The organism is Deinococcus psychrotolerans, from assembly GCF_003860465.1.
GTDB lineage: Bacteria > Deinococcota > Deinococci > Deinococcales > Deinococcaceae > Deinococcus > Deinococcus psychrotolerans.
The window spans coordinates 102,313-127,119 of record NZ_CP034184.1 but is presented as its reverse complement, the minus strand read 5'-3'; the positions used below and the strand labels follow the sequence as shown (position 1 = coordinate 127,119).

Here is a 24,807-nt window from a genome sequence, read left to right as displayed (position 1 = left end):
ATGCAGCCTTGCCCTTTGCCACTGCCTGAAACGCGGCGTTCAGCTGTACGGACTTTACCAAGCTCCTTCGGTGTGCTGTAAACCCCCCCCCCAGTTCCCCCAGCATCTCCCACTCCAAGCCCGGCAGAAATGCCGGGTTTTTGATGGTCCGTGACCAGCAGCCTGACATACTGAAGGGGCGGCCTGAACGCTGCGCCGAGGAGAAACGTGTTTCCAGACGACGACCTGCTGATGCCCAAGACGTTCCCGCTTGCTCAAGAGCGCGGGCCGGTCAGGCCAGCAGCGTTGACGAACGCGGCGCTGCTCATGAGCGAGCAGCCCACGGCGCTGTTCTTACTCGACCAGTCCGGGCGGATTCAGAGCGTCGGCGGCGCGTGGAACGCTGTGACGGAAACGGTTCCTGAAGACATCATTGGCACCCCACTCTCGCTGCTGCTGCGCCTGCCGGTGGACGCCTACCCGCAGGGCATGCTCAGCGCGAGTGGCCAGACCACGCAGGCGTGGGTCAACACCCGGACCGGACAGCGCCGGATCTTCGCGTCGTGGCGGCATCACGGTGACGTGATCGCCGGGCATTTTGAACGGTTCGGTAGCGGTTACCTCGAGCGGGCCAGTTCAGAAGGGCAGCGTCTCCAGAGTGCCCTGGATGAAGCTGTCTACTGCATGGGCACCACCCTCGATACTGGGAGTGATGATCATGTTAGGCGGATGGTGCAGCTCTCGACTCGCCTGGCTGAGATTTTGCAGCTCAGTCCCGATGAGATCAAAGCCGTGCGCTGGGGCGCGGCCCTGCATGACGTGGGAAAGTCCCGCATTCCGGTTGAGATTCTCCAGAAACCCGGCCCGCTCAACGCCGATGAAATCAAGCTCATCCAGCAGCACCCGGCCTGGGGCGTTGAGATTTTGCAACCGCTGACGTTCCTCACGGACGGTGTCCTAGCAGCGGTGCTCCATCACCATGAGCGTTTCGGCGGTGGCGGCTACCCCACCGGCCTTGCTGGAGCAGCGATTCCGATCACCGCCCGCATCGTCGCGGTCGCCGATGTCTTCGATGCCCTGATCAGCTCCAGACCCTACAAAAAAGCTTGGACCTCTCAGGCGGCCACCGAGTACTTGATCGCTGGAACTGGCACGCAGTTTGATCCGGAGCTGGTGCGGGCTTTCACCACTGAGGTTCTCGGCTTCCCAGCTTGCAAACACTGCACTTGATGAGTTGCGAGATCTCCCGCGAATGTTTTGGGCAAAACGGCACCCTCGCTGTGAACGTACGCCCGGATGAACGTCACTCCTCCCGGATGGTATGGGGCCTGCCCGCTCCGCCCGGTCTATCTGAAGATGTCTGTTGTTGTCTTTGGTACACCGTTCCCAGTCTGATCCTCAGTTCGTGAATCAGCGTCGCCTTTTTGTGACCGTCCTGAAGATAAGCTCCGAACTGCTCTACCTCAACTCAATTGGGAATCGTTTTCTAGATGTTGCGGATGCTCTTTTTAGCAAAAGCGGTTCCTTTGCACCGGCACTCATCACAACCCAACAGAAGCAGGCGGCCGTTGAAGGACCAGCAGCGGTTAAGGCAGGGTAAGTGGGACCCTCAGAGTTACAGTGAGCAGCTATAACGCGAATGCTCGACGTGAGGGAAATTTGGTCGTTCAGGCGATTCGAGGGAATTTGGAACCTGTCTCGGCGTACTCGCGGGTAGAGCGCTTCTACCTCTCCGCCCACGCGGATCGGGGCGGCCTCATTGGACTGATCAGCCGTTATCCAGCGGGCCGCGTGATCTTGACTCACGGCGAAGTCTCGGCACGAAACAACCTCGCGGGCTACCTCAATACCAAAATGGATGTCAGTCTGCCCAAAGCCGGTGATTTGGTCGCCCTGAAGGACGGTGGGCATCGGCGCGGGGCCTTTATTCAGGCCAGCACCAAGAAGTTAGCCGCCACCAAAGAGCGCCACGCCCGCGCCAAAGTAGAGATCAGCTATGACGCTGAACATCACGTCCTGGTGGTGGAATTGCCAGACAAGCTCAGCGGTGAGCTGTTTCAAAGCGGTGAATATTCGCTCGAAGTCCTCAAGGGCAAACTCACCAAGATCAAACTCGTACAGCGAGACGCAGACACGGATCAAGCCGGCGTAGAGCATGACCCGCCCATTGAAGCGGAACGTTCGTGACATGACCTTTGACACGCAGGCCCAACGGCACGCGGCCAGAGCGCGGCTGCTGAGTTGGCTGCTCAAACCGGCGGATGACTTCGGCGCGGCCCTGCATTGGTTGGCGCAGGTGGATCAGGTGTGTGCTGAGACTGAAGTGGCTTGTCGGGAGTGGCAAGCGAATGCCCTTAGCCTGAGTCAGCGGGAGGCGTCTGGGCGTGACGTGCGCGTGCTGCTGAGTTTAGCGCAGCAACTCCGCGAGCAGTGGGTGGTGCGGGCCGGAGCATGGCGGACAGAAGCCTCGACGGGGAACGAGGACGCCTGGCACATCTGGTTGAGCTTGATCATGTCGGGGCCACTCGGCACCCCTTCCCCTGAGCGCACGCGGCAACTTGATGCGCTCTGGCGGGCTTATCAGCGGTCTGCAAAAATCGACAGTGGCACGGTCATAGAAGAATGAGTGTGCGTCGGCTCTAAGCTGGAGCGTGTTTGCTAGCAGCGTATGCCATCGCTGCCGCAGGATAAACGCGTCGCAGGCTGGCATCCACCTCGTTGAGCATGTAGATCTTCCCACCAGATGGGCACACCCGTGAAGTCACGTTCTTTCTTTGCGGCCTTGATTGACAGGAGATCAAGATCCCGGCGGTGGACTTCGCCCCCCTCAGGCGTGAATACGGCGTCCGGGGCTACAGCGCGAACCTGCGGTTCTCCACCGCCACGGAAACGGACGCGCCCGTTGGGAGGGCAAGCACGGTGACTACCATGATCAGTCTTACATCCCTTCAGCGCGTTCCCTGAGAGATCAACGTGCCGGAGTAGGGCGAGGTTCCAGCGATGATCAGGATGCCGAGGCGGTCGCGGCCATCTTGCTTGAACGTCCAGATGGAACTTGATGCCGTGGACACGTTCGCCTGGGTTACCAGCGTCCAGCCCGCCTGACGAAGCTGCGCGGCGTAGTGGTTTATCACCTCCTGACGGCTGAGTTTGGTTTCGATCCGCGCGTTCTGGGTTATGCCATCACTGCTGTTGCCCGTTCCAGATAAGTTCACGGTGCTACCTTTGGGCGCACTGAGCTTGGGCAATGTCAGAAAGCCCGGCGGCAGCGGTGGGGGCGCAGCCAGGTAAGGAATGGTCTGCTTGACGTTCTCGTCCTCTTGTCGACTGAGGCTAACCTGAGTCACAGCGCCGACCACCTGCGTCGACACCCGCAAGATCTGTGGCGGCGTCGTGCGGTAGAATGTAGTCTGGGTGATCTGGGCACTCTGCTGAAAGCCGCCCTGCGCTTCATACGGCGACAGCGTTCCGGTGGCCTGCTTCCAGGTTGGGCCCAGCGTCGCGGCGAAGCTCTTGACGACCTGGCCCGGCGGTAGGGACGAGTCGAAGTAGACCGTGGTGTTCCCGCCTGGTCCACGGCCAGGTAAACCAGGGTAGGTGACGGTGCCGATCACCCGACTGCCTGGAGGAAGGGCCTTGAGCAGGTCGGCGGGTGCGCCGCCAAGCTGGACAACCGGCCCCTCCTGACCGCCGCCTGTGACGCGCTGGAGCAGCTCCTGAGCTGACGGGTCCAGCGTGGAAGCGAACTGCGCCTGGGCAATACCAAGGAGCAGCGCTCCAGCCAGAACCAGCTGTTTGAGTGACATGCTTGATGATGCCGGGGCGGTGCTGACGGGTGGTGAGAAGTTCAACTCGGCCTCGTAAGGAAAAGTTCTTCCAGGCATGCGGAAAACTGTCACCAGGCGATTTCAATACCAAGCCGCGCTCAAAGTCTCCAATCTTGCCTGCCATCCTTCGAATTGAAGTCGAGCGTTGGCATCGTCATCTCTACCCATGGCTGTCCAGGGTACCGAGGTGTACGTGGGCAGTCCAGGAAGGCTCAGAGCGTGTCCATCCCGTGGATGCCACAGATGTTGCGCAGGCAGGTTCGCCTGCTTGCGGCGCTCCTCAACGCGTCTACTCAACGCCGTGGCCTGCCACGCCTGATCCTGCTCGCCGCTGACCAGCAACACCGCCCCGTCGATACGCTCGACCGGAATCGTGGCCGCCGCAACCTCTTGGGGAGAGGCCGCTGCAACGGCCTCCCAGTGCGCCGGGGTCATGCTGAAAGGGCCTGGTTCCGCGAACAGAGCATCCCAGTCGGTCCGGTAAGCGAGGTAAGGCAGCGGCTGATCGTCCAGAGACCACGACGACATCGCCTGTCCAGCGGGGAATGTGCCCGTGCGGTCAATGCCCTCAAAGATTAAGCCACTCGGCGAGAAGGCGGCGACAGCGCCAATGGCGTCTGGAAAGGTGGCGACGATGAGAAGAGCGGCTTCACCGCCTTTGGACGCCCCGGTAATCCCGACGCGCCGCCCTGCCACTTCCGGCTGCGCTTGCAGGAAGGCCAGAGCCCGCTGAAAGTACTCCAGCGGAATGTTGATCAGCTGATTGGGCAACTCCGTGTCTGGAACGCCGAAGTAGGCGAGACTGAAGACCATGAAGCCCTCGGAGGCCAGGTGAGCGCCCTCCGTGTCGTACAATCCACCCTCCGAGCCGCCCAGGCGGATACACGCTCTCCGCAATGTTTGGGCGCTGGGCGGGCGAAACAGGGTGCCCACCAATTCCCGCTCGCGGACAGACGCTTTATGCAGGTCTGGACTACACATCAGTCGGTGTGTAGAGGTCTGGGAAAGCAGCGCACCGCCCAATGTCACGGAGACTGTAACGTCATAACCGCCAGGGGATGGCTCGAAGTAAGCGGGCGACAGGTCCGGGCGGGGCCGCAGGCTACACAGCAGTCCGCCGGGGTCAATGCCACGGTAGCTGCCGCTGAGGGGGGCTTGCCGACCTAAGTTCAGATGACCATCGGGCGTGGTTATGAACGTTACTGATGACCGCCAGCGCTCTCCGTACTGGTCAACCGCATGGGCCATGACCTGAACCTCATTGGACGGAGTCCACCAAGGCATCTCCATAGATCAGCTTGCTCTTTTCGGGCACCAACGTTGAAGCAGAACCGAGATTTGGGGGTCACGTCAAAACCGCTTCAGCAGCTATCGACCTAGCTTAAGTACAAGTTGTGAAAATCTTCTGCATCCTCCTTCAGAACACCACCAACCCTTTTGCACATTTCTACTAGCTTCTTTGCGGTATTTAAGTTTTCTGATGACTTCCATGAGACGTCTTTCTGGTAGAGGCGAGAAATCGCCGTCATCAAGTTTGAGAGCGTATTAAAATCTAAATACTTGAGGTGGTTGATCATTGGAAAAGCCAACGAATTTATTTCACTCGACGCTTCAGAGTCAGCAAATTTTCCTGATAGCCCACGCAGAAGGTAAATATTGTCTGATTCTGCAAATTGGTCAACGATTTCTTGCAGCTCTCTAGCATCATCCAGATTTGCTAGGGCAAGCATGATCTCCCCACACTGCTCATCAAATTTTCTGACTTCTCCGATATTTATCGAATTCATATAAATGCCTTTCCTTCTAAAACTTCAATATCAACACGGGCGCTTCCCATTCCTTTGGGAAGATTGGCATCCTGAAAAGTTTTTCTGTAGATAGCAGAAACCCCACCTGTTGATTGGAAATAGATGATTCGCGCTTCGGCTTTTGTAAAAGCGTCAACTCTTAAAGCGAGTTCACGTTTACCCAGTTGTGATTTCATAGCCGCCAAAGCAGCAACTGCTTCTACCGCTGTTGGTGGGGTCGGCTGTGTCCATGCCCATGAGAGTTCGCCGTTAGGGAAGCGGGCCATGTCGCTTCCTTGGACTTGAAGTCGTCCACGGTGTTGCTGCGCTTTATTGTCTTGAGTTGTCGTCGTAGCAACACTGATGGGCGGCGCTTGCGTCTCCGTTCTTGACCGTTTCGCCATCATGACAACATTTCCAACCGTAGCAACTGCTGCATCCACATTGCCCTGAGCAGCATTCCAAGCAGAGCGCTGAGTTTCAGTCGAGGACGACATCAGATGACCGATTAACAACAAGCCCCCTGCGGCCAGCCACACAAAGGGCAAGGCCACATCATCGGCCACGCCGATCACGGTCACGTCATCACCAATGAGCACCGCGCTTCCGCCGCCACCCACAATACCTGCCGCCGCCATCACTGAACTTCCTTGTCCGGCAACCCTTTCAGCTCGGCGAACCGCGCTATTGGCCGCAGCAAGGCTTTGTTCAACTTGGTGACGCTGGACTGGCGTGATCTTGCCCGCTTGAACAAGCGCTTTGTATTCGGTCAAGACGCGGCGAAGTTGAGCGAGCTTGGCTTGATCAACGGCGGGGCTGGCTGTCGTTGGAGCGGCCTGCCGCTGTACTGGGCGCTGCATGGTGTTGGCCGCACTGGTTGGCTTGACTGCATTCTTCTGAGGTTTGGCTTCAGATTGATTGGCCGTTTGAGCGTGTTGTTTGCCAAACTGCCTCGCTTCAGCTTCTAAACCTGCATCGGGATCAATGCCCGTTCCGACTTGACCTTTGGCTTGCTGCACCGTATGAGCAACTTCGTGCGCCAGCAGTTCAAGCTTGTTAACCGGATCAAATTCACCGGACTGAAAGTAAACGTCTTTGCCACTGGTAAATGCCACCGCGTGCATTTGTTTAGCAATGAGGTCGGCTTCGCCGTCGGTATGCAGCCGCACGGCGGTGAGGTCGTGGTTGAGGCCGAGTTCCAATTGCTTGCGAACCGCTGCTGGAAGCGGTTGACCGCCGCCTCTGCGAGCTTCAATCCGTGCTACGGCGTCGCCTTGCTGGGCGGCGTGTTGCTGCTCGGTTTGCTGAAGTTGGCGCTGGACGGCGGCGTGATGGGTGAGCAAAGCGTGGTCGCTGTGTTCTTTGGCTTGGCGCTGCTCGACTTGCCGTTGCGCGTCGATGGCTTTCTCGGCAGCTCGGTGGGTGGCGTCATCGGGGGCACGTTGCAGCATCACGGCTTGCAGAGGGGCGGCTTCTAGTCCTTGAGCTTTGAAGCGCTGCACGACTTGGTTGGCCACGTCCACTCGCGTAGCAGGTGGCAGATACCTTGCATGACTGGTCAGGGCTGAGCCGATAGTGTTGCTGGCCGTTTCGGTCAGAGCTTGGCGCTGAACCGGCGTCAAGTGAGGTACAGCAGCTTCTGGGGCAGGAATGGAGCGCTGCAACTGATGTTCGGGCTTGGGTTCGAGTCCGTTCAGCTTCAGAACGGTTTGGCTTTCCTGCATGGCTCGCCGCTGCACCGCTAAGCGCTGGGTGACTTGTTGAGTGGCCACTTGGTCAGCGCGGCTGAGTTGGGCGGCCTCTATTACCGGCTGTGCAGCTTGGCGCTGGGCCGTTACACCTGTCATCACGCTTTGGGGCGTCATCTGGTAGGCAGCGGGGACGGTGGGCGCTGCTTTGGTCGCTAAAGCCGCTTGCCTCACTCTCTCAAATTGAGCAGGCGCAGGCTGGGGGGCACGCCGTATCGGCTGAAATACCGCTGTACTTTTGGCTTGAGTCGCTTCCGGCAACTTGGACTTGGTGCGGCGCTCGTACTCAGACATACGGTCAGTTTAGCGCCTGCGCACGGCTAAGGTCATGGGGCAGGTAGGCCCATTGCGCTCCTGTTCGGGCGACCCAGAGCAGGGCATTGAGGACGCCTCGGATGGGTATTTCCGCTGTCTAGCATCTTTTGGGCTGAGTAAGAGGTAAGGAAGCAAGAAGAGATACGTGTCGTCGTCGACATTGCTGGGATAGCCGCGTTGGGTCATCCGGTCATTCTGCTGTGCACCGAGTCTGTACTCAGAACTTCAAACCGGTGCTTGGCAGCTTCTAGATTTGCTGCGCTAGCCGGAAAGTCCGAATTCGTCACCAGTATCGATCTTGAAATGACCCCTGTTTCGTCACGAGAAGGCGATATTACTTAACATGACTTCATTGTAAAACCGCCAAAATGAAGTAAAGTGATTTATTGGACAGTTAAATTGATAGGAACATTTGGAGTTAAACATTCTAACCATAGCTGGTCAAGCCAACACAATCCATAAACTAGGAACCGAGGCCAGCGCGACCTACTTAGGTAGACCACGCAACCGACCCGCGTCCGGCCTCTTCAAGCGCAGCATTGGCCCGCGAGAACGGGCGAGTACCAAAGAAACGCTCAGCGCTGTACGGAGAAGGGTGAGCGGACTGCAAAATGATGTGCTGCGGCCCAGTAATCAAGTTGGCCTTCTTACGGGCATACGCACCCCACAGCACAAAGACCACACGCTGCGTCTGAGCGTTCACCGCCCGGATGACCGCGTCGGTCAGCGGCTCCCAGCCTTGACCCGCGTGGCTATTGGGTTGGCCCGCCCGAACCGTCAGCACGGCGTTGAGCAGCAGCACGCCCTGAGCAGTCCAAGGGGTCAAATCACCGTTTCGGGGAGGCTGGATACTGAGGTCGTCCTGAAGCTCCTTGTAGATGTTCTGTAAGCTCGGTGGCACCCGCACGCCAGGCCGCACGCTGAACGACAGGCCCTGAGCTTGGCCGTGTCCGTGGTAGGGATCTTGTCCCAGAATCAGCACCTTCACCTCTTCTAGTGGGGTCAGCCGTAGGGCATTGAATACATCCGGCGCGGGCGGGTAAACGGTGTGCTCGGCCCGCTCGCGCACCAAGAAGTCCTTGAGGGCCTGGAAGTACGGTGCGGCGAACTCGGCGGCAAGCGCATTTCGCCAAGAGTCCGGCAGACCGGCAATCTGGATGGGCTTACCGCCGGTCTGAGCGCTGCTGAATAAGGCGGGCTGATTGGCGCTCACCAGCACAGGTTTTGGCGGTTTGGACGTTGCCTTTATCGGTTTGGGTGGCAAGCCTCGCGCCACTCGCTCGGCCCGCATGACTGCCTTCTTGCGGCTGCCGTGCAGGGCGTAGACCCGCCGCGATTCAGGCTCAAACTGGGGCTGGGTACGGGCTGCCATAATTTTGGCTTTGGCGGCCCGCGCCGCTTTACCTTCATCCACGATGGGAGCCGGGTAGTTCAGGCGGCTCGCCCCGCTCCACTCCCAAGGCGCATGGATGAAATCTATCGGCGCGTCCCGCAACTCTGGCACCCAGCGGCGGATGAACTCACCTGCTGGGTCTTGCTGCTTTGCCTGGCGGGTGGGCGAGTAGATGCGGACGCGGTTGATGCCCACCACCGCGCTCTGCATCTGCATCTGCGACCAATGGATGCCGGGTTCGTTGTCGAGCCACTGCCGTGCCAGAAACACTCCAGTAGGCCGCCAGTGCAGCCACAGGTGCTGCGAGGCGAAACTCACCAGCATGGCCCGCATCCTGAAATTGAGCCAGCCGGTGGCCGTCAGCATCCGCATACAGGCGTCAATCAGGGGGAAGCCGGTTTGCCCGTGTGCCCAGCGGTCAAAAAACTCAGGGTTCCAATCATGCTCGCGCAAGCCGTCAAAGGCCCGATTGAGATTGTGAAATTCCATCTCCGGCTCGGATTCCAGCCGCTGCATAAAGTGGCAGTGCCAATGCAGGCGGCTCTCGTAACTCCTGAGTGATCTGACCCAGCGTGGATCGGCTGCCGTGTCTCCGCTGACGGCGGCTAAGCGTTGCCGGGTAGCGTGCAGCGTTTCCCTGAGCGACAACGTACCGAAAGCCAGCGGAGCGCTCAGCCGTGAGCAGGCGGTCTCTGCACTCAGCGGGCTGCTCATCTCGCGCATGTAATTGACGCCGCGCACCGTCAGGAAGCTGCCGAGCGTATCGCGGGCGGCCTGCTCGCCGCCAGGAATGACAATTTGCTGGCCAGGCGCTACACCAAGCTCGGCGTGGGTGCGCAGGCTCTGCGAAAACAGGGCAGTGCCGCTGAGTGTGGCGGGCGGCAGCAGCGGGTGCGACCCCAAGCGCTCCTCCCAAGTATCAGCCCAACCGTCGCAGTTGGTCATGCGGCGCACCACCCCGTTTTGCGGCAACTCGTGAAAGGGAATGCCACGCTCCCGCGACCAAGTCCGCACCTGCCGGTCACGGTCGTAGCTCACAGCATTGCCGGTTTCCTCATGTGCCCAGATGCCGCCGATGCCGACTTCCTCCCGCAGCGCTTCCATCACACTGACCGCCTCACCCACCCGCACGATGAGCGGCGTGCCGAGTTGCCGCAGGTGCTGATCGAGTTCTTGCAAACAGCTGTTGAGATAGGTCAAATGATGACCAGCAAATTCCTCGTGCGTGAATTGCTCCGGTTCATAAATGTATAGCGGCACAACTGGCCCGCGTGCAGCGGCGTGAACCAGCGGGGCGTGATCGCTGATTCGCAAATCCTTTTTAAACCAAACGATCTGGGCATGCTGGGCAACCGAGTTAGATGCAGACAGAACCGACACAGCTTTATTGTCTAGTAAGCGGGATAGCAGTTCCGTAGGCGAACAGCCTGATCCTTGAACAGCTTCAGCCATACGTCAACCCGATCTGCCAGACTCACCTCATGAAACTGCTCCTGCTGACCCTCGCGTTGGCGAGTTTAGGCGTTGGCTTCGCCTACAACCAGAAAGCCCCCGTCCTGCCGGATCCCAAGCTCTCTCCCGGCGACGTTCTGACCTCAGACACGGCCATCATCTGCGTCTCCGGCTACACCAAGACCGTCCGCAACGTTCCGCAGAGCCTCAAAGAGCAGGTGTACAAGGAATACGGCATCACCTCCCGTGAGTCTGGCGAGTACGAGATCGACCACATCGTCTCGCTGGAACTCGGCGGCTCCAACAGTGTCCGCAATCTGTTCCCCGAATCGTTCAAGACCATGCCGCTCAATGCCCACGTCAAAGACTCGCTGGAGAACAAGCTGCACGACTTGGCCTGCAGCGGCAAGATCACCATGCAGGAAGCGCAAACAGCGATCGCGTCCAACTGGACGGCGGCGTATGTCAAATACGTTGGTCCACTGCCCGGCGGCGCGCAGGTCATTGGGAGCACCGCCTTGACGGTGAAGGTACCGGTGCTCCCGACGCCTTCACCCGTCCCAATGCAGAACACCGCACAGGGGAGCGGCAGCGCGGCGGATTCGGCGCTGCCCAATGCGGACGGCAGTTGCCCCAACACGTCACCGATCAAAGTCAGTAAAGCAGGCATCTACCATCTGCCCACTGGCGACGGCAATTACCAGCGCACCAAAGCCAAATCTTGCTTTGCGAGTGCAGCGGCGGCGCAGACAGCAGGCTACCGGGGGATCAAATGAGTGATATCCAGATGACCGTGATCAAGCCCGACGGCAGCAACGCTGCGCCGAGCGAAAAGGACCAGCAGCTTCTTGTTCAGGTGCAGGCTTTGCTCAACGCGGACCCGCACTTCCAAGCGCTCCAGAACCCGACACTCAGCCGCGCTGAGGTCAATGCGGTGCAGCAGGAGAGCGAGCCGGGCTACCTGTACCTGCGCTACAGCATTTCCGGCAAAGTGCCGCAGGAGTTCTGGGGGCACTGGGGAAGCCGAGACCATGTCGCTTTCAAAAGCGGACAGGTCACGGTGAAATCAGTATCCCCACTGGTGAGCGGACAGATCTGATACAGCATTCTCTTTTCTGATTCTCAGGTGGTCGTAAGCGGTTCGCCCGTGACAGCTCAACACGAGGAGAGGACCTTGTGCTGAGCTGTCACCAGTTTTCACTCTACCTTCAACTGTTCTCCATCCGGCTTTAACTTTACTGGAGCGTATGGATTCTGTTGGAAACATTCTTTACTCTGATCTCCGGTCTCCAGAAGGCATGCCCGCCACACCAACATGAACGGTGAGCAGACCAATCCTTATGAGGAGTGAAACTTGAATCATCGCTGTACCTGCCACGCTATCCAGCCGGCCGCGCCGTCTCCCATCACCTCACTTGCTATTCACTCGTCATCCCATTCCCTCCGGCAGCGCCTGAACATTTTGCTTCATACCCATGACATTGGTATGTACCCCGGCGATGCAGACGACGTTCGGATTGTGGCCCCTGATTTCCCCCGTCTCGTTCATCTGGTCGGCGGCCTGACCGAAGATGACCGCCTCGCACTTCGCGCAGTGCCCTGTACCGCTGCAGGCCCGCTGATCTGGGACATGCATCCTCTGCACATCTGGGCAGAGCGACTCGACAGCCACTGGTTCGAATCTGCAACCCAAAATCTGGTGTTTTACGGGCAACCGATCGTCGAGGTGCGTACCGGAGAGGTGGTGGCCTACGAGGCCCTCGTCCGCGCACGCCTGGGTCAGGAACTGATCGGGGCCGGACCGTTGCTGAAGGCCGCTGTGGCTCACGATCAGTTGCGCGCCTTCGACGCCCTGGCAAGAACGACTGCGATTCGGCAGCTCTACGGAAAACTGGAATCCTCGCAGTCCTTGTTCATCAACTTTTCTCCTGGCGTCATCTACAACCCGGACATCTGCCTGCAGACGACCTTCCAGGCCTGCCGTGAGGTGGGCGCAGATTTCTCCCGGCTGGTGTTCGAAATCACCGAAGGTGAGGATTTCCCGGATTTGCAGCTCCTACGATCGATTCTTGAGCGCTACCGCAGAGAAGGAGCCCGGGTCGCCTTGGATGATCTGGGCTCCGGGAGGACCAGCCTGTCGTACCTCGCCGAATTGAAGCCGGACATCGTCAAGCTCGACCGTGCACTGATCCAGGGCCTTGAACACTCGACCCCAGCGTTCAGGCTGGTCCGGTCACTGGTCGAGTACGCGCACGATCTCGGCATTCAGGTGGTGGCCGAAGGCATTGAGGAACCCGAGGAACTCGCCGCGGTACGGGAGACGGGAGTGGATCTGGTCCAGGGATACTACCTGGGACGCCCGGCTGAACTGCTGTCTGGCCTTTCCCTGAAAGCCACCGACTGGTGGAGCGCTCAGGTATGACTGGTGTATTCGACCTGAACGTGGAGGACGACCCGGCCTTACTGCGGCTGATCCTTGCTCAGGTGCACCTGGGTGTGGTGGTGACCAATGCTCGCAGACGCATCGTTTACGTCAACAGCACGTTCACTCAGGAAACCGGCTATACGCTCGCTGAGGTGGCTGGAAGATCATGCAGTTTACTGCAAGGCCCAGGCACTGACCCCGCCGACGTCCAGGCCATCCGCGACGCGCTCAACGCGCAGGCACCAGTGCAGCGGACACTCCTGAACTATAGAAAGAATGGTCAAGAACTGCTGTACCGGGTGAACATCACGCCTGTGTTCCAGGACGGTGTGCTGCGGTGTTTCATTGGCATTCAGCAGGACGTGACGCTGTTGCATCAGGTGCAGCAGGCGCTGGAACGCGCGGCGCTGACCGATAGCCTGACGGGTTTGAGCAACCGCCGGGCCTTCGATGTGAAGCTCGATGAAAATCAGAAAGCACACAAGCCGTTTGCGTTGATCGTGGCGGATCTCAACAACCTCAAGCAGGTCAATGACCGGCAAGGACACATCGCCGGTGACGAGTTGATCCAACGGCTGGCCCGGCATCTGGAAGACCTGTGCGACCCGGGCGACCGGGCGTTTCGGCTCGGAGGTGACGAATTCGTTGTCCTGATCAACTGTGAAGGACCAACCGTTCTGGAGGCCCGAGTCACGAAATGGCAGATGAAACTTGCTGAGCTGCAGCGAAGCGTGCCGCTGAGTGTCGGGATGGCGTGCTTTCCTGACGACCATCCCGATGTCTGGGGCGTATTCCGTGAAGCAGACCGACGTATGTACCTTCACAAGGCCAGTACTCAGGGGGCGCTGTCAACTCAACCGCGGTAGGTTGGTCGTTCGTGACTCCGACCACTCCCGTTTTCTCGTTACGGCTCTGGCAACTTGGCAGTTCAGCCGGGTCTTGGGCTGATTCCTTCTCCGATTGAGCGCGAGAACAATGGTGCGGGTGTGCTGGTGGAGATTCAGACCGTCCAAAACGGTCTGAATCTCCTTGTAGCGGGTTCCCGGAACACTCACCTGACGTTCCTAGGCCACTCCTTCCGTTCACAACGAGGTTGGTCCTTGCCTCACCTTTACCTCGCTTTCGCCGTGACCTGGGCAGGACGATCTCGATGATGTTCTGCTCGGTGTCGCAGGCGGTGAGGGCCTCGGTGATCTCCTGAAGGTAAGCCGAGAGCTGGTTCGCAGCTCCCAGATCGGTGCCTGACAGCGAGGCCATGCTTCACCTGACTTTTCGCTGCAGATGTTGCTCCCACATTCTTGAGGTGCTTCAGGAATGGCCGCTTGAACAACGGTTCTCCCCTGACAGCTTGGGTATGGCTGTCATGGTCTGAGCGAACTGTTCTTGGGCAGGGTAAAGCCGAAGGTGGCACCCTCGCCCACCTGGCTCTCGGCGAAGACCTCACCGCCGTGCTTGAGGATCAGCCGCCGGATACTCGTCAGCCCCACACCTGTTCCGCTCACTTCCTGCACGCTGTGCAGCCGCTGAAACAGGTTAAACTGTCGGTCCTGATACTTGGGATCAAAACCCAGGCCGTTGTCCTGCACGAACACGCTCCACGCCTCCCCCTAGTCCTCGGCCCAGACTCTGATGACCGCGGGATCACGGCTGCGGGTGAATTTTACGGCATTCTCAGTGAGCTGAGTCAGCACAGCGCTGCGGGCGTCCCTGTTGGGCGCGTCGTCGCCTTCAACGCCGCCCGTCCGGCTCAGAATTGCAGGCGAGCCTCATTAAGCAGGCGTCTGAATGCGTTTTGCAGCGCCGGATCAGCGGGCCAGGCATAACCACTCAGGAGCCGGCGTTTGAGAACCTTTATGCCTCACTGTCCAGCTCGCAGTCTCAGCCGGTGCCGGTGCCCGCTGTGTTGCTCGGCTGGCTGCTGAGACTGCTGAGGGGCTAAGAAACGAGCAAACTTCAGCCCTTTGAGCTGGCTACTTGATATGGACTGCGCTGGGATTGACTACCGTGTAGGCGTCGTCTCCAAAATGGCCACTGAGTTCCAGAATCAGCGCTGGGGCAGGGTGGGCGGCGTCCCAGTAGGCGACTGGGGCCGTGGCAATGGTGCGGTAAGGATCCAGTGCGGCCTGAAACTCCCTGACATTGGAATACAGTTTGAACGGCTGCTTGACGTCACTCACCTGAAACGCAACGCTCCCTGTTTGAGCCTGGTTGACATTACTGTTCAAGATGACATATCCATCCTGTGGGCCATTACTCGATCCTTGCGAAGTCCAATAGGTCAGCTCCGGGAGCACCAGCGCATACACGCCCCCTTTCTTAAATTGTCCAGTGAAGCCCAGTGCTTTTCCGGCGACCTCATTCGAAGCAAGACCCCAGCTGATGCCGTCACCCCTAAAAGCGATGTCTCCGATGAGCGTACTGGTGTACAGATTACTCACGACCCGCTGATCATCCGTCTCAAATTGGATATCAGCTTTGCCAGCTCTCAAGGTGAGATTTTTCCAACCCAGAATCCGCAAATCTGCACCGGAGCTGAGGATGCCACCAATGAGGGTGTTGGTGCTGAGATAAGTTCTATTCCCTTGCACCAGAACCGTTCCCGGCCATTTCGTGATGCTGAGCGGATAATGGGCACGCGGCGCACCTGGCACCGTGATCACGGCATTGTCTGGTTTGCCGACGAGTTCCCCACCCGACTTCTCGATGGCCGCCTTGAGCTGTTCAAAATCCAGATAGCTGCTTTCCCCAGTATTCGGGAAACTACCGTAAATGCCCTTCACCTGTGCCAAGCTCTGCGGCACCGTCGTCATTAGCGTTGTCGCCAGCAGGAGGGTCAGTGCCCCGGCCTTGCTCAGGGCGGGGAAGGTATGCACGCCCAGCATCCCGCTGCTGACCCGTTCGGGCGTGCCGAGTTCGCGCAGCGTCTGGCGCTCGGCTTCCTCTGCACTCAGCCCGCCCAGCCGGAACTCGGCCACCCGCTCGTTAATATGGCCCTGCAATTCGGTTCGTAGTTCGTGCCGCCCCCGGCCCCACAGTCCCCGCGTGGCCGCTTTCAAGTACCGCTCGGTCTGTTTCATTGAATGCCTCCCAGTTGCCATAACTTGCCGAGTTGCTGTGTGAACGTCTTGAACTCCTGTCGCCGCGCCTCCAGTTCCTGGCCGCCGCTCTCGGTCAGGGCGTAGACCTTTACTGGGCTGCCGCTTCGGGGTGCACTCTGAAACTCGCCGCGCACAAAACCGGCTTTTTCCAGGCGGTGCAGAGCCGGGTACAGGCTGCCTACCTTCAGATCAAAGTAGCCGTCTGTGCGCTCCTGCGCTTGCTTACTGATTTCCAGACCGTATTTCGGTTGGCCCTGGATGATGCTCAGTAGGATCAGATCGAGGTGGCCACGCAGCAGATTGGCGTCGGGCGAATCGGGTGCAGGTCTGGACATGGGTGGGTCTCCTTATATCGAAACGCTCTATCGAGTTCCTATATATTGAGCCCCAGAACCAAGATTGTCAATGGATCTGGTCAGTTCACAGGCCAGTTCGCGACTTAGGAGTGCTAGACGTGGAGGAACTTGACTTCTTATACCTTGTGTGGCTATATATAGCCACACAAGGTAGTAAAGGAGCACTATGGATCAGAACACCCTGCGCGGCCACCTCGACCTGATTCTCCTCGCCAGCCTCGAGCACGCCCCGCTTTACGGCGTTCAGCTCATCCAGCACGTCCACGCGCTCACCGTCGGTCACTTCCACTTCAAGGAAGGCACGCTCTATCCCGCCCTTCACCGTCTTGAGAAGCAGGGTCTTCTAACTGCCGACCTCCAACCCAGTCCGACCGGCGGCCCCCCCCGCAAGTACTACCACCTGACGCCAGCCGGCCGCACGGATCTCGCCCGCCGACAGCAGAACTGGCAGGCCTTCGCCGCCGCTATGCAGCCGTTCGGCGGTCAGGCATGAGCCGCGCCACCGACCGCTACCTCCGGCAGGCCACACGCGGCCTTACCGGTTCGGCTCGCAACGCTGTCCGAGCTGAACTGTCAAGCCACCTCTATGAACGCATGCGCCAGCACCAGGCGTTCGGACTGAGCGAAGAGGCAGCCGAAGCCCGAGTGCTTGCCGAACTCGGCGCGCCAGCCACCGTCAATCGCGGATTGCTGCAGGTTCATACCGTTCCGTGGCTCACGCCGCTGGGCCTGCTCGGCATGCTCGGTGCCACCCTGATCCTCACCCTCCCTCACACCCAGGCGCAGGTCGAGGGTCCAGCCTCGTCAATCCCAGAGCTCAGCTTGCAGTACGTCGAGGTCAAGAGTCTCAAGGCTCAACTCCAAAAGGAAGGGGTCAGCGTGCAAGGGCCCGTCGATCACTGGACCTTGACCTTCCCGAACGGCAAGCGCCCGGTCACGATCTACCCGAATCTCCCGATCTCCGGCCTGCTCCCCACGTTGTATCCGAACACCACCAACCACAAGACCTACCTGGATGCCAACCTGCTGATCAAAGCAGCCGACGACGCAGGCCTCTCCGTGCAGTTGGAAGGCTGGACCAATCCCATCCTTCACCTGGGTGCAGTGGCGCTCCAGCTGGGCACCCCAGTCGCGCCAACCGACGCTTATAACATCTATGCTCAGTTCATCGGGCCCTTCGTCGTGGAGGTACTCGGGAATCAGCCGGACCGCTTCTATATGAGCAATCTGCGCTGGTATCCCTCTGCCATCCGCAGCCACTATCTGCTAAATGGCGTAGGCCGATCTGGGGAAGTGTATGCTCTGGTGACCACCCACAAAGAACAGGGCCATCTGGTCTTCGATTTCGATGTGGCTCCGACTGACGCTCAAGGGAAGCTCACCTTTAATCTGCAATATGGGCTGAACCGCTTGCAACTCGTCCCGAATATGACGGCGTTCCAGCAGCTGAAAGGACGCGATGAGCGGGGCACGGCAGCGGCAGTGCTCCTGCGGCTTCCGAATGACAGCAGAAACGGAACACGCTATGTCGTGCAGCCCCTCCACCAAGTGGTGGAGAGCTTAGTCGAATAGCCCGCCTCTGGTACAAATAGGGTCTTAGACCTTGATTGGGGCGTGTCTAAAAAATCTAAAACCAACCCTAACCTGACACAAGAACACCTGAGAGTGGCCCAGTTTTGCGTAGATGGAGATAAGCCTCGACAATAGGAGGCCCATCATGACAAACCGCAGAATCCATACCGCTGACTTCAAACGAGACGCCGTGCAGCTTGCCCGAACGAACGGCAACGTCTCCAGTACCGCCCGCGACCTGAGCGTCAGTGTTTCGCTCATCCGTAAATGGATGAGCGCTGAGCAAGAGGTTGGCCATGCCGCATTCCCCGGTCATGGTCAGCAACTACTGACCGCCGACCAACAAGAGATTCGCAGGCTCCGCAAGGAAGTTGAAGTCCTGCGCCAAGAACGTGAAATCCTGAAAAAAGCGACGGCCTTCTTTGCCAAAGAAACTACGTACTGAGATTCCGCTTCATTCATGACTACCGATCCCAGTACCGCTTGGACATCATGTGTCGGGTGCTGGAGGTTTCAGTGAGCGGCTACCACAGTTGGCGAAGAAGGCCCATCTCCAATCAGCAGCAACAGGACGCGCTGCTGAAGCAGCGCATCCACGATGTCTACCACCACCGCAAGGCACGCTACGGTGCCCCACGGATTCATGCGGAGCTGAAAGCCGAAGGATTGTCGGTCTCCAAGAAGAGGATTGCCCGTTTGATGCGTATTGGTGGGCTGCGAGCTAAAGGAAAGCACCGCTCAGTACGCACGACCAACCGTAATCACAGCGATCCAGTCTGCCCAAACCTGCTTGATCGCCAGTTCAACGTCCAGCAGCCCAACCAGATCTGGGCCGCCGATTTGACCTACATTCCCACGAAAGAAGGCTGGCTCTACTTGGCTGTCACCCTCGATCTGTTTTCCCGAACGGTAGTGGGGTATGCAATGGATGCGTACATGCCTGCAACGCTGCCAGTGGCAGCGTTGCACATGGCTGTCCAGCGCCGAAATCCACCACCAGGTTTGCTGCATCACAGCGACCAAGGAAGTCAGTATACGAGCCATCTGTTTCAATCTGCACTCGCACAGATTCAGGCGAAGTGCAGTATGAGCCGCAAAGGGGAATGCTGGGATAACGCCGTTGTGGAGAGCTTTTTCAGCTCCCTGAAACGGGAGCTGTTCGAGGAGACGATCTTCGAGACCCGAGCAGTTGCCAGACAAGCCATTTTCGAGTTCATTGAGGTCTTTTATAACCGTCAGCGCCGCCACTCGTCTCTAGGCTACTTGACACCCGCTGACTTCGAACGCCAAGCTACAGCCGCTTAACCTCAACTACGCAAAATCGGGGCAAGCCCAACCTTTAGCTTAACAGTCAGATTAAGGTATACCCTAACTGGACAGATATTCCGGTCAACGGACGCCAGTCATCAAGTAATATTGAATCTATGGGTCCACTTGAACTGATTTTGATACTTGTCGTGGTTGTTGTTCTGCTCGGTGGGCTTTTCTTAGTACTCCGGGTTATCAGCCGGGTTTGGAGCGGTGGACAATCTCAGCGAGTGCATGACCTCGAGCAACGAGTGCAAGACCTGGAACGGCCTCGCTAAGAACAGGGCACAGACACCTGATCTGCTCAGAAGTGTTACACCCACGAACGCTCCGTTGACCGGTGTAACGGTGCGGCTTCGTGTCGCTCCTTTACCATCCATGACCGTTCTTGGAAGCACCTCAAAGCTAAGATTTGGAGTGCAATTGGACTAAACCGACGGCAGGGGCAACCTCATGCGCTTCGCCTACCAGCCGAATGATTAACCTGACAGAACCGTTCCGAGTGCGGGTGCAGTGCCGATTAGCTAGGGCGGGACAGCGATCACCAAGAACTAGCGAGATCCCCTTTCATCCGCCGATGGCAACACTACCGCTTAAGCGCTTTCAGCGAGGCGTTGAGTTGCCGAAATTGCTCTACGCTTAGACCCAGTGCTTCGGCCTGCTGACGCTCCTTTTCTGCGCTAGGTACACTAGGGAGAGTATGACGCATCTGGTCGAAGCGTTGAATATGCTCAACGTCGCTGTCACTGATGGGCACACCGTTTATGCCGTAAATAGTCATACGCATCCATCCAATCTATTCCAACTTAAGGCGATTTGTATCTGATTACCGGGTAGGGACGGGGTGAGTTGCTCCCAAAAACCCGTTCTGCTTCAACCTTGGTGCTCGAAGGCAAACAGGATTCTGCTTCGCAGGGTGCAGAAGCCTGCCCGGCCACACATCTGCCACTTAAACCACGTACAAGAGCTGGCACATGTTGTTCGAGCTGATGGTCGTCTTGACCCGCTATTTCGAGCTAAAGCACGTGCGTCTGGTCGTTTGGTTTGGTTAGGTGAGCCACCAGGGATCGCTCGTGCCCCTGTCATTTAGCACTCACAGCTTTTGGTGCTAAAACGGGCGACGTGAAAAACGTTGTACTGGGAGACCGTCGTCTGAATCAGCCAAAAACATCAACTGTATCTTGACCCAGTCTGGCGCACACTCTAGATATGCCTTGGTTTCGGTTCTTGTACAGAGTTGGAAAGGCAATCAAAGATATATCGCTGCCCCCGACAGTAGAGGTGCTGGAGCTGCCCGACGCTGACGCGGCGCGGCAGTATGCCGTAGCACTGCGAGACCGGCACATGCGTGAGCGTGGCGCAGCTTGGATTTGGTACAAAGAAGTAGAAGGGCTATAAAGGTGCTCGACCGACCGACTCAGGTCCGAAATGTGCTGCTGCGCCTTCATTGACGTCAACTGCATAGAAAAGCAATCACTGCAATAAAACTTTTTCGTGCCTCCTCAGTACGAGATCAAACCTCGTGCCGAGGAGGCACGAATTCAGAGTCGTATTATTACTTCTCACATGCAGATGAAACAGAAGTTTTCCTGGTTTGTAACGATCCTGCTGTTTGGGTCTTCTGCCCCAGCCATCAAGAACACGCCTACATTCACGCCCACAGCCTGTCAATTCGGTACGGCAATGCCTGCGATCGGCGGCCGTACGCTGGTCTGCGGTGTGCTTGATGTCCCCGCTCATTACGCTGACCCCTTGGGTCCACATTATGCGTTGCCAGTAGGCGTTTACCGCGCGCCAGCAGCGTCTCGAATGCTTGACCCCACCATCATTCTCAACGGTGGACCGGGCCAGCGTACAGCGTCGCTTGCGCCGGTGTTAACCACCTTGGCCGCTGTCTTGGCACCTCATCGCGATTTGATCGTATTTGACCAGCGTGGGGTAGGAGAGGTGCGCCCAAACTTGGCCTGCCCCGAAGCCGTGCTTCACATGAGTCAGAATTTTACACGTACAGTCAATCAAGGTACTGAGCAGCTTACGCAGGACATCCAGGCCTGTTTTAAGCGTTCCCAAACCCAAGGTGTCCAGCTGGATAGCTTCAACTCCCAAGAAAGTGCCGACGATGTGGCCGCACTCGCCCAGGCACTTGGCGCAACCAAAATCAACCTTTACGGTGGATCCTACGGTTCCCGCTTAGCCCAGGAGGTGATGAGGCGTCATCCTGACCTCCTTCGAGCGATTATTCTCGACGGCGTGGTCACGACCAATGTCAACTATCTTCAAAATCGTCTGAGCACCGCAGACGCTGCATTGCGCGCTCACCTGACGTACTGCAAGAGCGATCCCGCTTGCAACCGTGCCTACCCTCAACTGAGCGAGCGCTTAGAAGCTCTGGCGTCCAGGCTGGACCATCATCCCCCGCAGATTGCTGTACAGGACGTGAAGTCTAACCACCCACTTCAGATTCCGCTGAACACCGCGAACTTCGGTAACCTGCTCACCTTGTTTCTTTACTCAACTGCGCTGACACCCTCCTTGCCGGCATTTATCGACACTGTAGATAAGGGCCATTACGAGTCGCTTCCTGGGTTGTTCGAAGTGCTCCAAGCGCTCGGGGCGCTGAACACCCTAGGAATGCAATTTGCTGTTGGATGTAACGAGGTTGTGCCCTACGGTCAACCTAAGGACCAGGTGTCGACAGGCGCGACTCGCGTCATGACAGCAGTGTTTGACAAGGCCCTTGGGATGTACTCGGCCGCCTGCGTAGGCTTCACATGGGCCCGTCTGCCGGCAACGTTGCGCCAACCTGTAGATAGCAACGTACCGACCCTGATGTTATCGGGCCTGTTCGATCCAGTAACACCTCCAGCTTATGCACGAGAGGTCGCTGCTCACCTCTCGCAGGCACAACTTGTGGAATTTGTAGATGGTGCTCACGGACAACTTGACTTGAGCGGGTCCCACGCCTGTGCCAATGACCTGATGACATCGTTTATCACCGACCCCCTGACTCGTGTCAAGCCTGACTGTGCCTCCATACCACGGCCGTTCACGCTTCCTTACAGTCCGTAAAGGACTCATGCTGCAAATTGACCGTGCCATGCAGGCTGATCACGCACCAGGGCATTGAGAGTGTGGGCCTGACAAATTTTATGAGCGTGGACGAAAAACGAGCTGCCAGCCAAATTCCATTGTTCTTCGAGGATCGGCTGATAGCATTTTCGTCCACTCGACGGCCCAGGATCAGGTGATGGTGACGCCGGTCGATGTGCACCATGCTCAGCAGATGCAGGTGGCGGAAACGCTGTATGCGCAACTGACCGCAGCTGGGATAGAGGTGCTGTTGGACGACCATTCGAGAACCTTTATGCCTCACTGCCCAGCCCGGAGCCTCAGCTAGTACCAGTGCCTGTTGGGCCGCTCAGGTGGCTGCTGATGTTGCTGAATGGCTAAGAAACGAGCAAATCAGCACTTTGAGCTGGCTACTTAATGTGGACCGCGCTGGGATTGACCACCGTGTAGGCGTCGTCTCCGAAGTGCCCGCTGAGTTCGAGAATCAGCGCGGGGGCGGGGTGGGCAGCATCCCAGTGAGCGACAGGTGCAGTGGCAATGGTGTGGTATGGGTCCAGTGCGACTTGAAAATTCCTGACGCTGGAATAAAGTTTGAACGGCTGCTTTAAGTCATTCACTTGAAACGCAATGCTCCCTGTTTGAGCTTGGTTGACGCTGCTGCTCAAGATGATATATCCATCTTGCGTACTGTTGTTCGATCCTTGCGAAGTCCAATAGGTTAGCTTCGGTAGCACGAGCGCATACACATTACCTTTCTTGAATTGCCCTGTGAAATTAAGGGACTTTTCTATGGTTTTATTTAAATCAAGGCTCCATGCGATGCCATCGGTGTTAAAAGTCTTATCCCAGTTGAACGTCCTGGTGTACAGATCTCTGGCGACACGCTGATCGTCGGTTTCCAATTGAATATTGGCTTTTCCCGCTCTCAAGGTGGGATTTTCCCAACCTACGATCCGTAAATCTGCACCAGAACTGAGGAGGCCCCTGACAAGAAGACCGGTATTGAAATAGGTCTTGTTCCCCTGCACTAACACTGCGTCCGACCATTTGAACAAGTTGAGCGGGTAATGGGCACGCGCCGCACCTGGCACCGTGAGAACAGCGCTGTCTGGCTTGCCTTTGAGTTCCCCACCCGCCCTCTCGATGGCTGCCTTCAACTGTTCGAAGTCCAAGTAACTGTTTGGCCCAGTATTTTGGAAACTGCCGTAAATGCCCTTCACCTGTGCCAAGCTTTGCGGCACCGTCGTCATTAGCGTTGTCGCCAGCAGGAGTGACAGTGCTCCCGCCTTGCCCAGCGCGGGGAAGGTATACACGCCCAGCATCCCGCTACTAACCCGTTCGGGCGTGCCGAGTTCGCGCAAGGTCTGGCGTTCAGCTTCCTCCAGGCTCAGGCCACCCAGCCGAAATTCTTGAATGCGCTCATTAACGTGGCCCTGCAACTCGGTTCGCAGATCGCGCCGTGCTCGGCCCCACAGCCCCCGCGTGGCCTGTCTCAAATACCGTTCGGTCTGTTTCATTTAGATGCCTCCCAGTTGCCACAACTTGCCGAGTTGCTGTGTGAACGTCTTAAACTCCCGCCGCCGCGCCTCCAACTCCTGACCGCCACTCTCAGTCAGGGTGTAGACCTTCACTGGGCTGCCACTACGTGGGGCAGTCTGAAACTCGCTACGCACGAAGCCAGCTTTTTCTAATCGGTGCAGTGCTGGGTACAGGCTGCCCACCTTCAGATCAAAGTAGCCGTCTGTGCGCTCCTGCGCCTGCTTGCTAATCTCCAGACCGTATTTGGGTTGGCCCTGGATGATGCTGAGCAAGATCAGATCGAGGTGGCCGCGCAGCAAATTGGCGTCGGGTGAGTCGGGCGATGAACTGGGCATGGGTAGACCTCCTTATGTCGAAACACTCTATCGCGTTCCTATATATTGCATTCGCCTGTTCCAAATGTCAAACGACTTCTCACCCGTAATCATCAGCACCAAGGGCTGCTTAGCCTGTTACACCTCTTGAAAAGAACAGGGTTTCAGGCCCAAAATCTCCCTGGCATAAGCGGCCTTATGCCTCAAAGAATAGACGAAGAGAGGCCTCTGATCCTCGACCTGGACCGTGGCGATCTCCTGGCCCTCACCAAACGCTGGACCGGTCTCCACGATAACGAGCTTCGGCCCACGCAAGAGCGGCGAGATCTACGGCGATACACTGCGGGATGTCCCAGATTGAACTTCGCCCCCATGGCCCCAGCAGCTTTACCGTCACCATCGATGGCAAGCGCCACCCCGTGTTTTGGAGCGTTGAGGAACTTGGGGAGGACCGATTCCGCTTCGTTCCGGTCTTCGCGGTGGGTGGTCACCAGCCGTTCGAGCTGCAAGGTGAACTGGTGCGACAGCCAAGGCGGGCACAGTACGTATTCTGGGAAGGCGGCGAAATCAAAGAAGTCATGGTCAACGTCCAGGGGAATATTTAGAGGCAATATTCAGAAAACCC

27 protein-coding genes and 1 pseudogene are annotated in these 24,807 nt (G+C 57.9%); 16 read left to right on the top strand and 12 right to left on the bottom strand.

Features of this window, described 5'->3' with window-relative positions:
- Nucleotides 1-207: 207 nt before the first annotated feature.
- The 4 genes from EHF33_RS14350 (at nt 208) to EHF33_RS14335 (ending at nt 2,605) form a co-directional block, all read left to right on the top strand.
- Nucleotides 208-1,209, top strand: a complete 1,002-nt coding sequence (locus tag EHF33_RS14350; protein ID WP_124873409.1) for an HD-GYP domain-containing protein — start codon at nt 208-210, stop codon at nt 1,207-1,209.
- 175 nt (nt 1,210-1,384) lie between these two features.
- The gene (locus EHF33_RS14345) at nt 1,385-1,579 is read left to right on the top strand and encodes a hypothetical protein (RefSeq protein ID WP_124873407.1); all 195 of its coding nucleotides are present in this window, start codon (nt 1,385-1,387) and stop codon (nt 1,577-1,579) included.
- A gap of 86 nt (nt 1,580-1,665) precedes the next feature.
- Nucleotides 1,666-2,166 carry an MBL fold metallo-hydrolase RNA specificity domain-containing protein gene (locus tag EHF33_RS14340; RefSeq protein WP_241191361.1) on the top strand — a complete coding sequence of 167 codons (501 nt, stop codon included), beginning with the start codon at nt 1,666-1,668 and terminating at the stop codon, nt 2,164-2,166.
- A gap of 1 nt (nt 2,167) precedes the next feature.
- The gene (locus tag EHF33_RS14335; RefSeq protein WP_124873403.1) at nt 2,168-2,605 is read left to right on the top strand and encodes a hypothetical protein; all 438 of its coding nucleotides are present in this window, start codon (nt 2,168-2,170) and stop codon (nt 2,603-2,605) included.
- A 322-nt stretch (nt 2,606-2,927) separates the two neighbouring features.
- Here the strand turns inward: EHF33_RS14335 and EHF33_RS14330 are convergent, their stop codons facing one another.
- The 4 genes from EHF33_RS14330 to EHF33_RS21145 all read right to left on the bottom strand — a co-directional run bounded on the left by EHF33_RS14330 (nt 2,928) and on the right by EHF33_RS21145 (nt 6,936).
- Nucleotides 2,928-3,785 carry a hypothetical protein gene (locus EHF33_RS14330; protein ID WP_124873401.1) on the bottom strand — a complete coding sequence of 286 codons (858 nt, stop codon included), beginning with the start codon at nt 3,783-3,785 and terminating at the stop codon, nt 2,928-2,930.
- Nucleotides 3,786-3,887: 102 nt separating this feature from the next.
- Nucleotides 3,888-5,090: an acyl-CoA thioesterase/bile acid-CoA:amino acid N-acyltransferase family protein gene (locus EHF33_RS14325; RefSeq protein WP_277425552.1), complete on the bottom strand. Its 1,203-nt coding sequence runs from the start codon at nt 5,088-5,090 to the stop codon at nt 3,888-3,890.
- A 92-nt stretch (nt 5,091-5,182) separates the two neighbouring features.
- Nucleotides 5,183-5,593, bottom strand: coding sequence for a hypothetical protein (locus EHF33_RS14320; protein ID WP_124873397.1), 411 nt, complete (start codon nt 5,591-5,593; stop codon nt 5,183-5,185).
- Complete coding sequence (locus tag EHF33_RS21145) at nt 5,590-6,936, bottom strand: eCIS core domain-containing protein (protein WP_277425551.1); 1,347 nt, start codon at nt 6,934-6,936, stop codon at nt 5,590-5,592. The genes EHF33_RS14320 and EHF33_RS21145 overlap by 4 nt, the downstream gene beginning before the upstream one ends.
- Between EHF33_RS21145 and EHF33_RS21140 the strand changes: the two genes are divergently transcribed.
- Nucleotides 6,823-7,071, top strand: a complete 249-nt coding sequence (locus tag EHF33_RS21140) for a hypothetical protein (RefSeq protein ID WP_164473526.1) — start codon at nt 6,823-6,825, stop codon at nt 7,069-7,071. The two genes, EHF33_RS21145 and EHF33_RS21140, sit on opposite strands and share 114 nt — an antisense overlap.
- Nucleotides 7,072-7,353: 282 nt before the next feature.
- Nucleotides 7,354-7,500 (top strand): hypothetical protein, encoded by a 147-nt coding sequence (locus tag EHF33_RS21135; protein ID WP_164473525.1) that lies wholly within the window; start codon nt 7,354-7,356, stop codon nt 7,498-7,500.
- Nucleotides 7,501-7,666: 166 nt separating this feature from the next.
- On the opposite strand, the pseudogene EHF33_RS14310 reads toward EHF33_RS21135, so the two are convergent.
- Nucleotides 7,667-7,842, bottom strand: a pseudogene (locus EHF33_RS14310) (transposase); the annotation flags it as partial.
- Between the two features lie 304 nt (nt 7,843-8,146).
- Nucleotides 8,147-10,429 carry a uracil-DNA glycosylase gene (locus EHF33_RS14305; RefSeq protein ID WP_241191360.1) on the bottom strand — a complete coding sequence of 761 codons (2,283 nt, stop codon included), beginning with the start codon at nt 10,427-10,429 and terminating at the stop codon, nt 8,147-8,149.
- Between the two features lie 101 nt (nt 10,430-10,530).
- Here EHF33_RS14305 and EHF33_RS14300 point away from each other — a divergent pair, with 101 nt between their 5' ends.
- From EHF33_RS14300 to EHF33_RS14285, 4 genes are all read left to right on the top strand, one after another.
- Nucleotides 10,531-11,277, top strand: coding sequence for a sunset domain-containing protein (locus EHF33_RS14300; RefSeq protein WP_124873391.1), 747 nt, complete (start codon nt 10,531-10,533; stop codon nt 11,275-11,277).
- Nucleotides 11,274-11,600 (top strand): hypothetical protein, encoded by a 327-nt coding sequence (locus EHF33_RS14295; RefSeq protein WP_124873389.1) that lies wholly within the window; start codon nt 11,274-11,276, stop codon nt 11,598-11,600. Before EHF33_RS14300 ends, EHF33_RS14295 begins: the two co-directional genes overlap by 4 nt.
- A 255-nt stretch (nt 11,601-11,855) precedes the next feature.
- A complete protein-coding gene (locus EHF33_RS14290) occupies nt 11,856-12,923 on the top strand; it encodes an EAL domain-containing protein (RefSeq protein ID WP_241191359.1) in 1,068 nt (355 codons plus the stop codon).
- Nucleotides 12,920-13,792: a GGDEF domain-containing protein gene (locus tag EHF33_RS14285; RefSeq protein ID WP_124873387.1), complete on the top strand. Its 873-nt coding sequence runs from the start codon at nt 12,920-12,922 to the stop codon at nt 13,790-13,792. The genes EHF33_RS14290 and EHF33_RS14285 overlap by 4 nt, the downstream gene beginning before the upstream one ends.
- 495 nt (nt 13,793-14,287) lie before the next feature.
- Here EHF33_RS14285 and EHF33_RS21485 read toward each other — a convergent pair whose 3' ends face one another.
- The 3 genes from EHF33_RS21485 to EHF33_RS14270 all read right to left on the bottom strand — a co-directional run bounded on the left by EHF33_RS21485 (nt 14,288) and on the right by EHF33_RS14270 (nt 16,359).
- Entirely contained in the window at nt 14,288-14,518 is a 231-nt protein-coding gene (locus EHF33_RS21485; protein WP_338135044.1) for a sensor histidine kinase, read from the bottom strand.
- A 378-nt stretch (nt 14,519-14,896) separates the two neighbouring features.
- Nucleotides 14,897-16,003, bottom strand: a complete 1,107-nt coding sequence (locus EHF33_RS14275; RefSeq protein ID WP_124873385.1) for a permease prefix domain 1-containing protein — start codon at nt 16,001-16,003, stop codon at nt 14,897-14,899.
- Entirely contained in the window at nt 16,000-16,359 is a 360-nt protein-coding gene (locus EHF33_RS14270; protein WP_124873383.1) for a PadR family transcriptional regulator, read from the bottom strand. Before EHF33_RS14270 ends, EHF33_RS14275 begins: the two co-directional genes overlap by 4 nt.
- A 187-nt stretch (nt 16,360-16,546) precedes the next feature.
- Here EHF33_RS14270 and EHF33_RS14265 point away from each other — a divergent pair, with 187 nt between their 5' ends.
- The 3 genes from EHF33_RS14265 (at nt 16,547) to EHF33_RS14255 (ending at nt 19,257) form a co-directional block, all read left to right on the top strand.
- Entirely contained in the window at nt 16,547-16,873 is a 327-nt protein-coding gene (locus tag EHF33_RS14265) for a PadR family transcriptional regulator (protein ID WP_124873381.1), read from the top strand.
- On the top strand, nt 16,870-17,952 hold the full coding sequence (locus tag EHF33_RS14260; RefSeq protein ID WP_124873379.1) for a permease prefix domain 1-containing protein: 1,083 nt from the start codon (nt 16,870-16,872) through the stop codon (nt 17,950-17,952). Before EHF33_RS14265 ends, EHF33_RS14260 begins: the two co-directional genes overlap by 4 nt.
- 145 nt (nt 17,953-18,097) lie before the next feature.
- Nucleotides 18,098-19,257 (top strand): IS3 family transposase gene (locus EHF33_RS14255; protein ID WP_124867955.1). Its coding sequence is split into 2 segments (ribosomal slippage): nt 18,098-18,365 and nt 18,365-19,257, totalling 1,161 coding nucleotides; the frame shifts between segments, so codons are not numbered across the junction.
- Nucleotides 19,258-19,846: 589 nt separating this feature from the next.
- On the opposite strand, the gene EHF33_RS14250 is transcribed toward EHF33_RS14255, so the two are convergent.
- Complete coding sequence (locus EHF33_RS14250; RefSeq protein WP_124873377.1) at nt 19,847-20,047, bottom strand: hypothetical protein; 201 nt, start codon at nt 20,045-20,047, stop codon at nt 19,847-19,849.
- A 779-nt stretch (nt 20,048-20,826) separates the two neighbouring features.
- Here EHF33_RS14250 and EHF33_RS14245 point away from each other — a divergent pair.
- Nucleotides 20,827-22,329 (top strand): alpha/beta hydrolase, encoded by a 1,503-nt coding sequence (locus EHF33_RS14245; protein ID WP_124873376.1) that lies wholly within the window; start codon nt 20,827-20,829, stop codon nt 22,327-22,329.
- Nucleotides 22,330-22,507: 178 nt separating this feature from the next.
- Nucleotides 22,508-22,657, top strand: coding sequence for a hypothetical protein (locus EHF33_RS14240; RefSeq protein WP_124873374.1), 150 nt, complete (start codon nt 22,508-22,510; stop codon nt 22,655-22,657).
- Nucleotides 22,658-22,739: 82 nt separating this feature from the next.
- Here EHF33_RS14240 and EHF33_RS14235 read toward each other — a convergent pair whose 3' ends face one another.
- Together EHF33_RS14235 and EHF33_RS14230 are read right to left on the bottom strand one after the other, a co-directional pair.
- A complete protein-coding gene (locus tag EHF33_RS14235; protein ID WP_124873372.1) occupies nt 22,740-23,846 on the bottom strand; it encodes a permease prefix domain 1-containing protein in 1,107 nt (368 codons plus the stop codon).
- Nucleotides 23,847-24,203, bottom strand: coding sequence for a PadR family transcriptional regulator (locus EHF33_RS14230; protein ID WP_124873370.1), 357 nt, complete (start codon nt 24,201-24,203; stop codon nt 23,847-23,849).
- Between the two features lie 326 nt (nt 24,204-24,529).
- Here EHF33_RS14230 and EHF33_RS14225 point away from each other — a divergent pair, with 326 nt between their 5' ends.
- Nucleotides 24,530-24,787: a hypothetical protein gene (locus EHF33_RS14225; protein ID WP_124873368.1), complete on the top strand. Its 258-nt coding sequence runs from the start codon at nt 24,530-24,532 to the stop codon at nt 24,785-24,787.
- Nucleotides 24,788-24,807 lie beyond the last annotated feature (20 nt).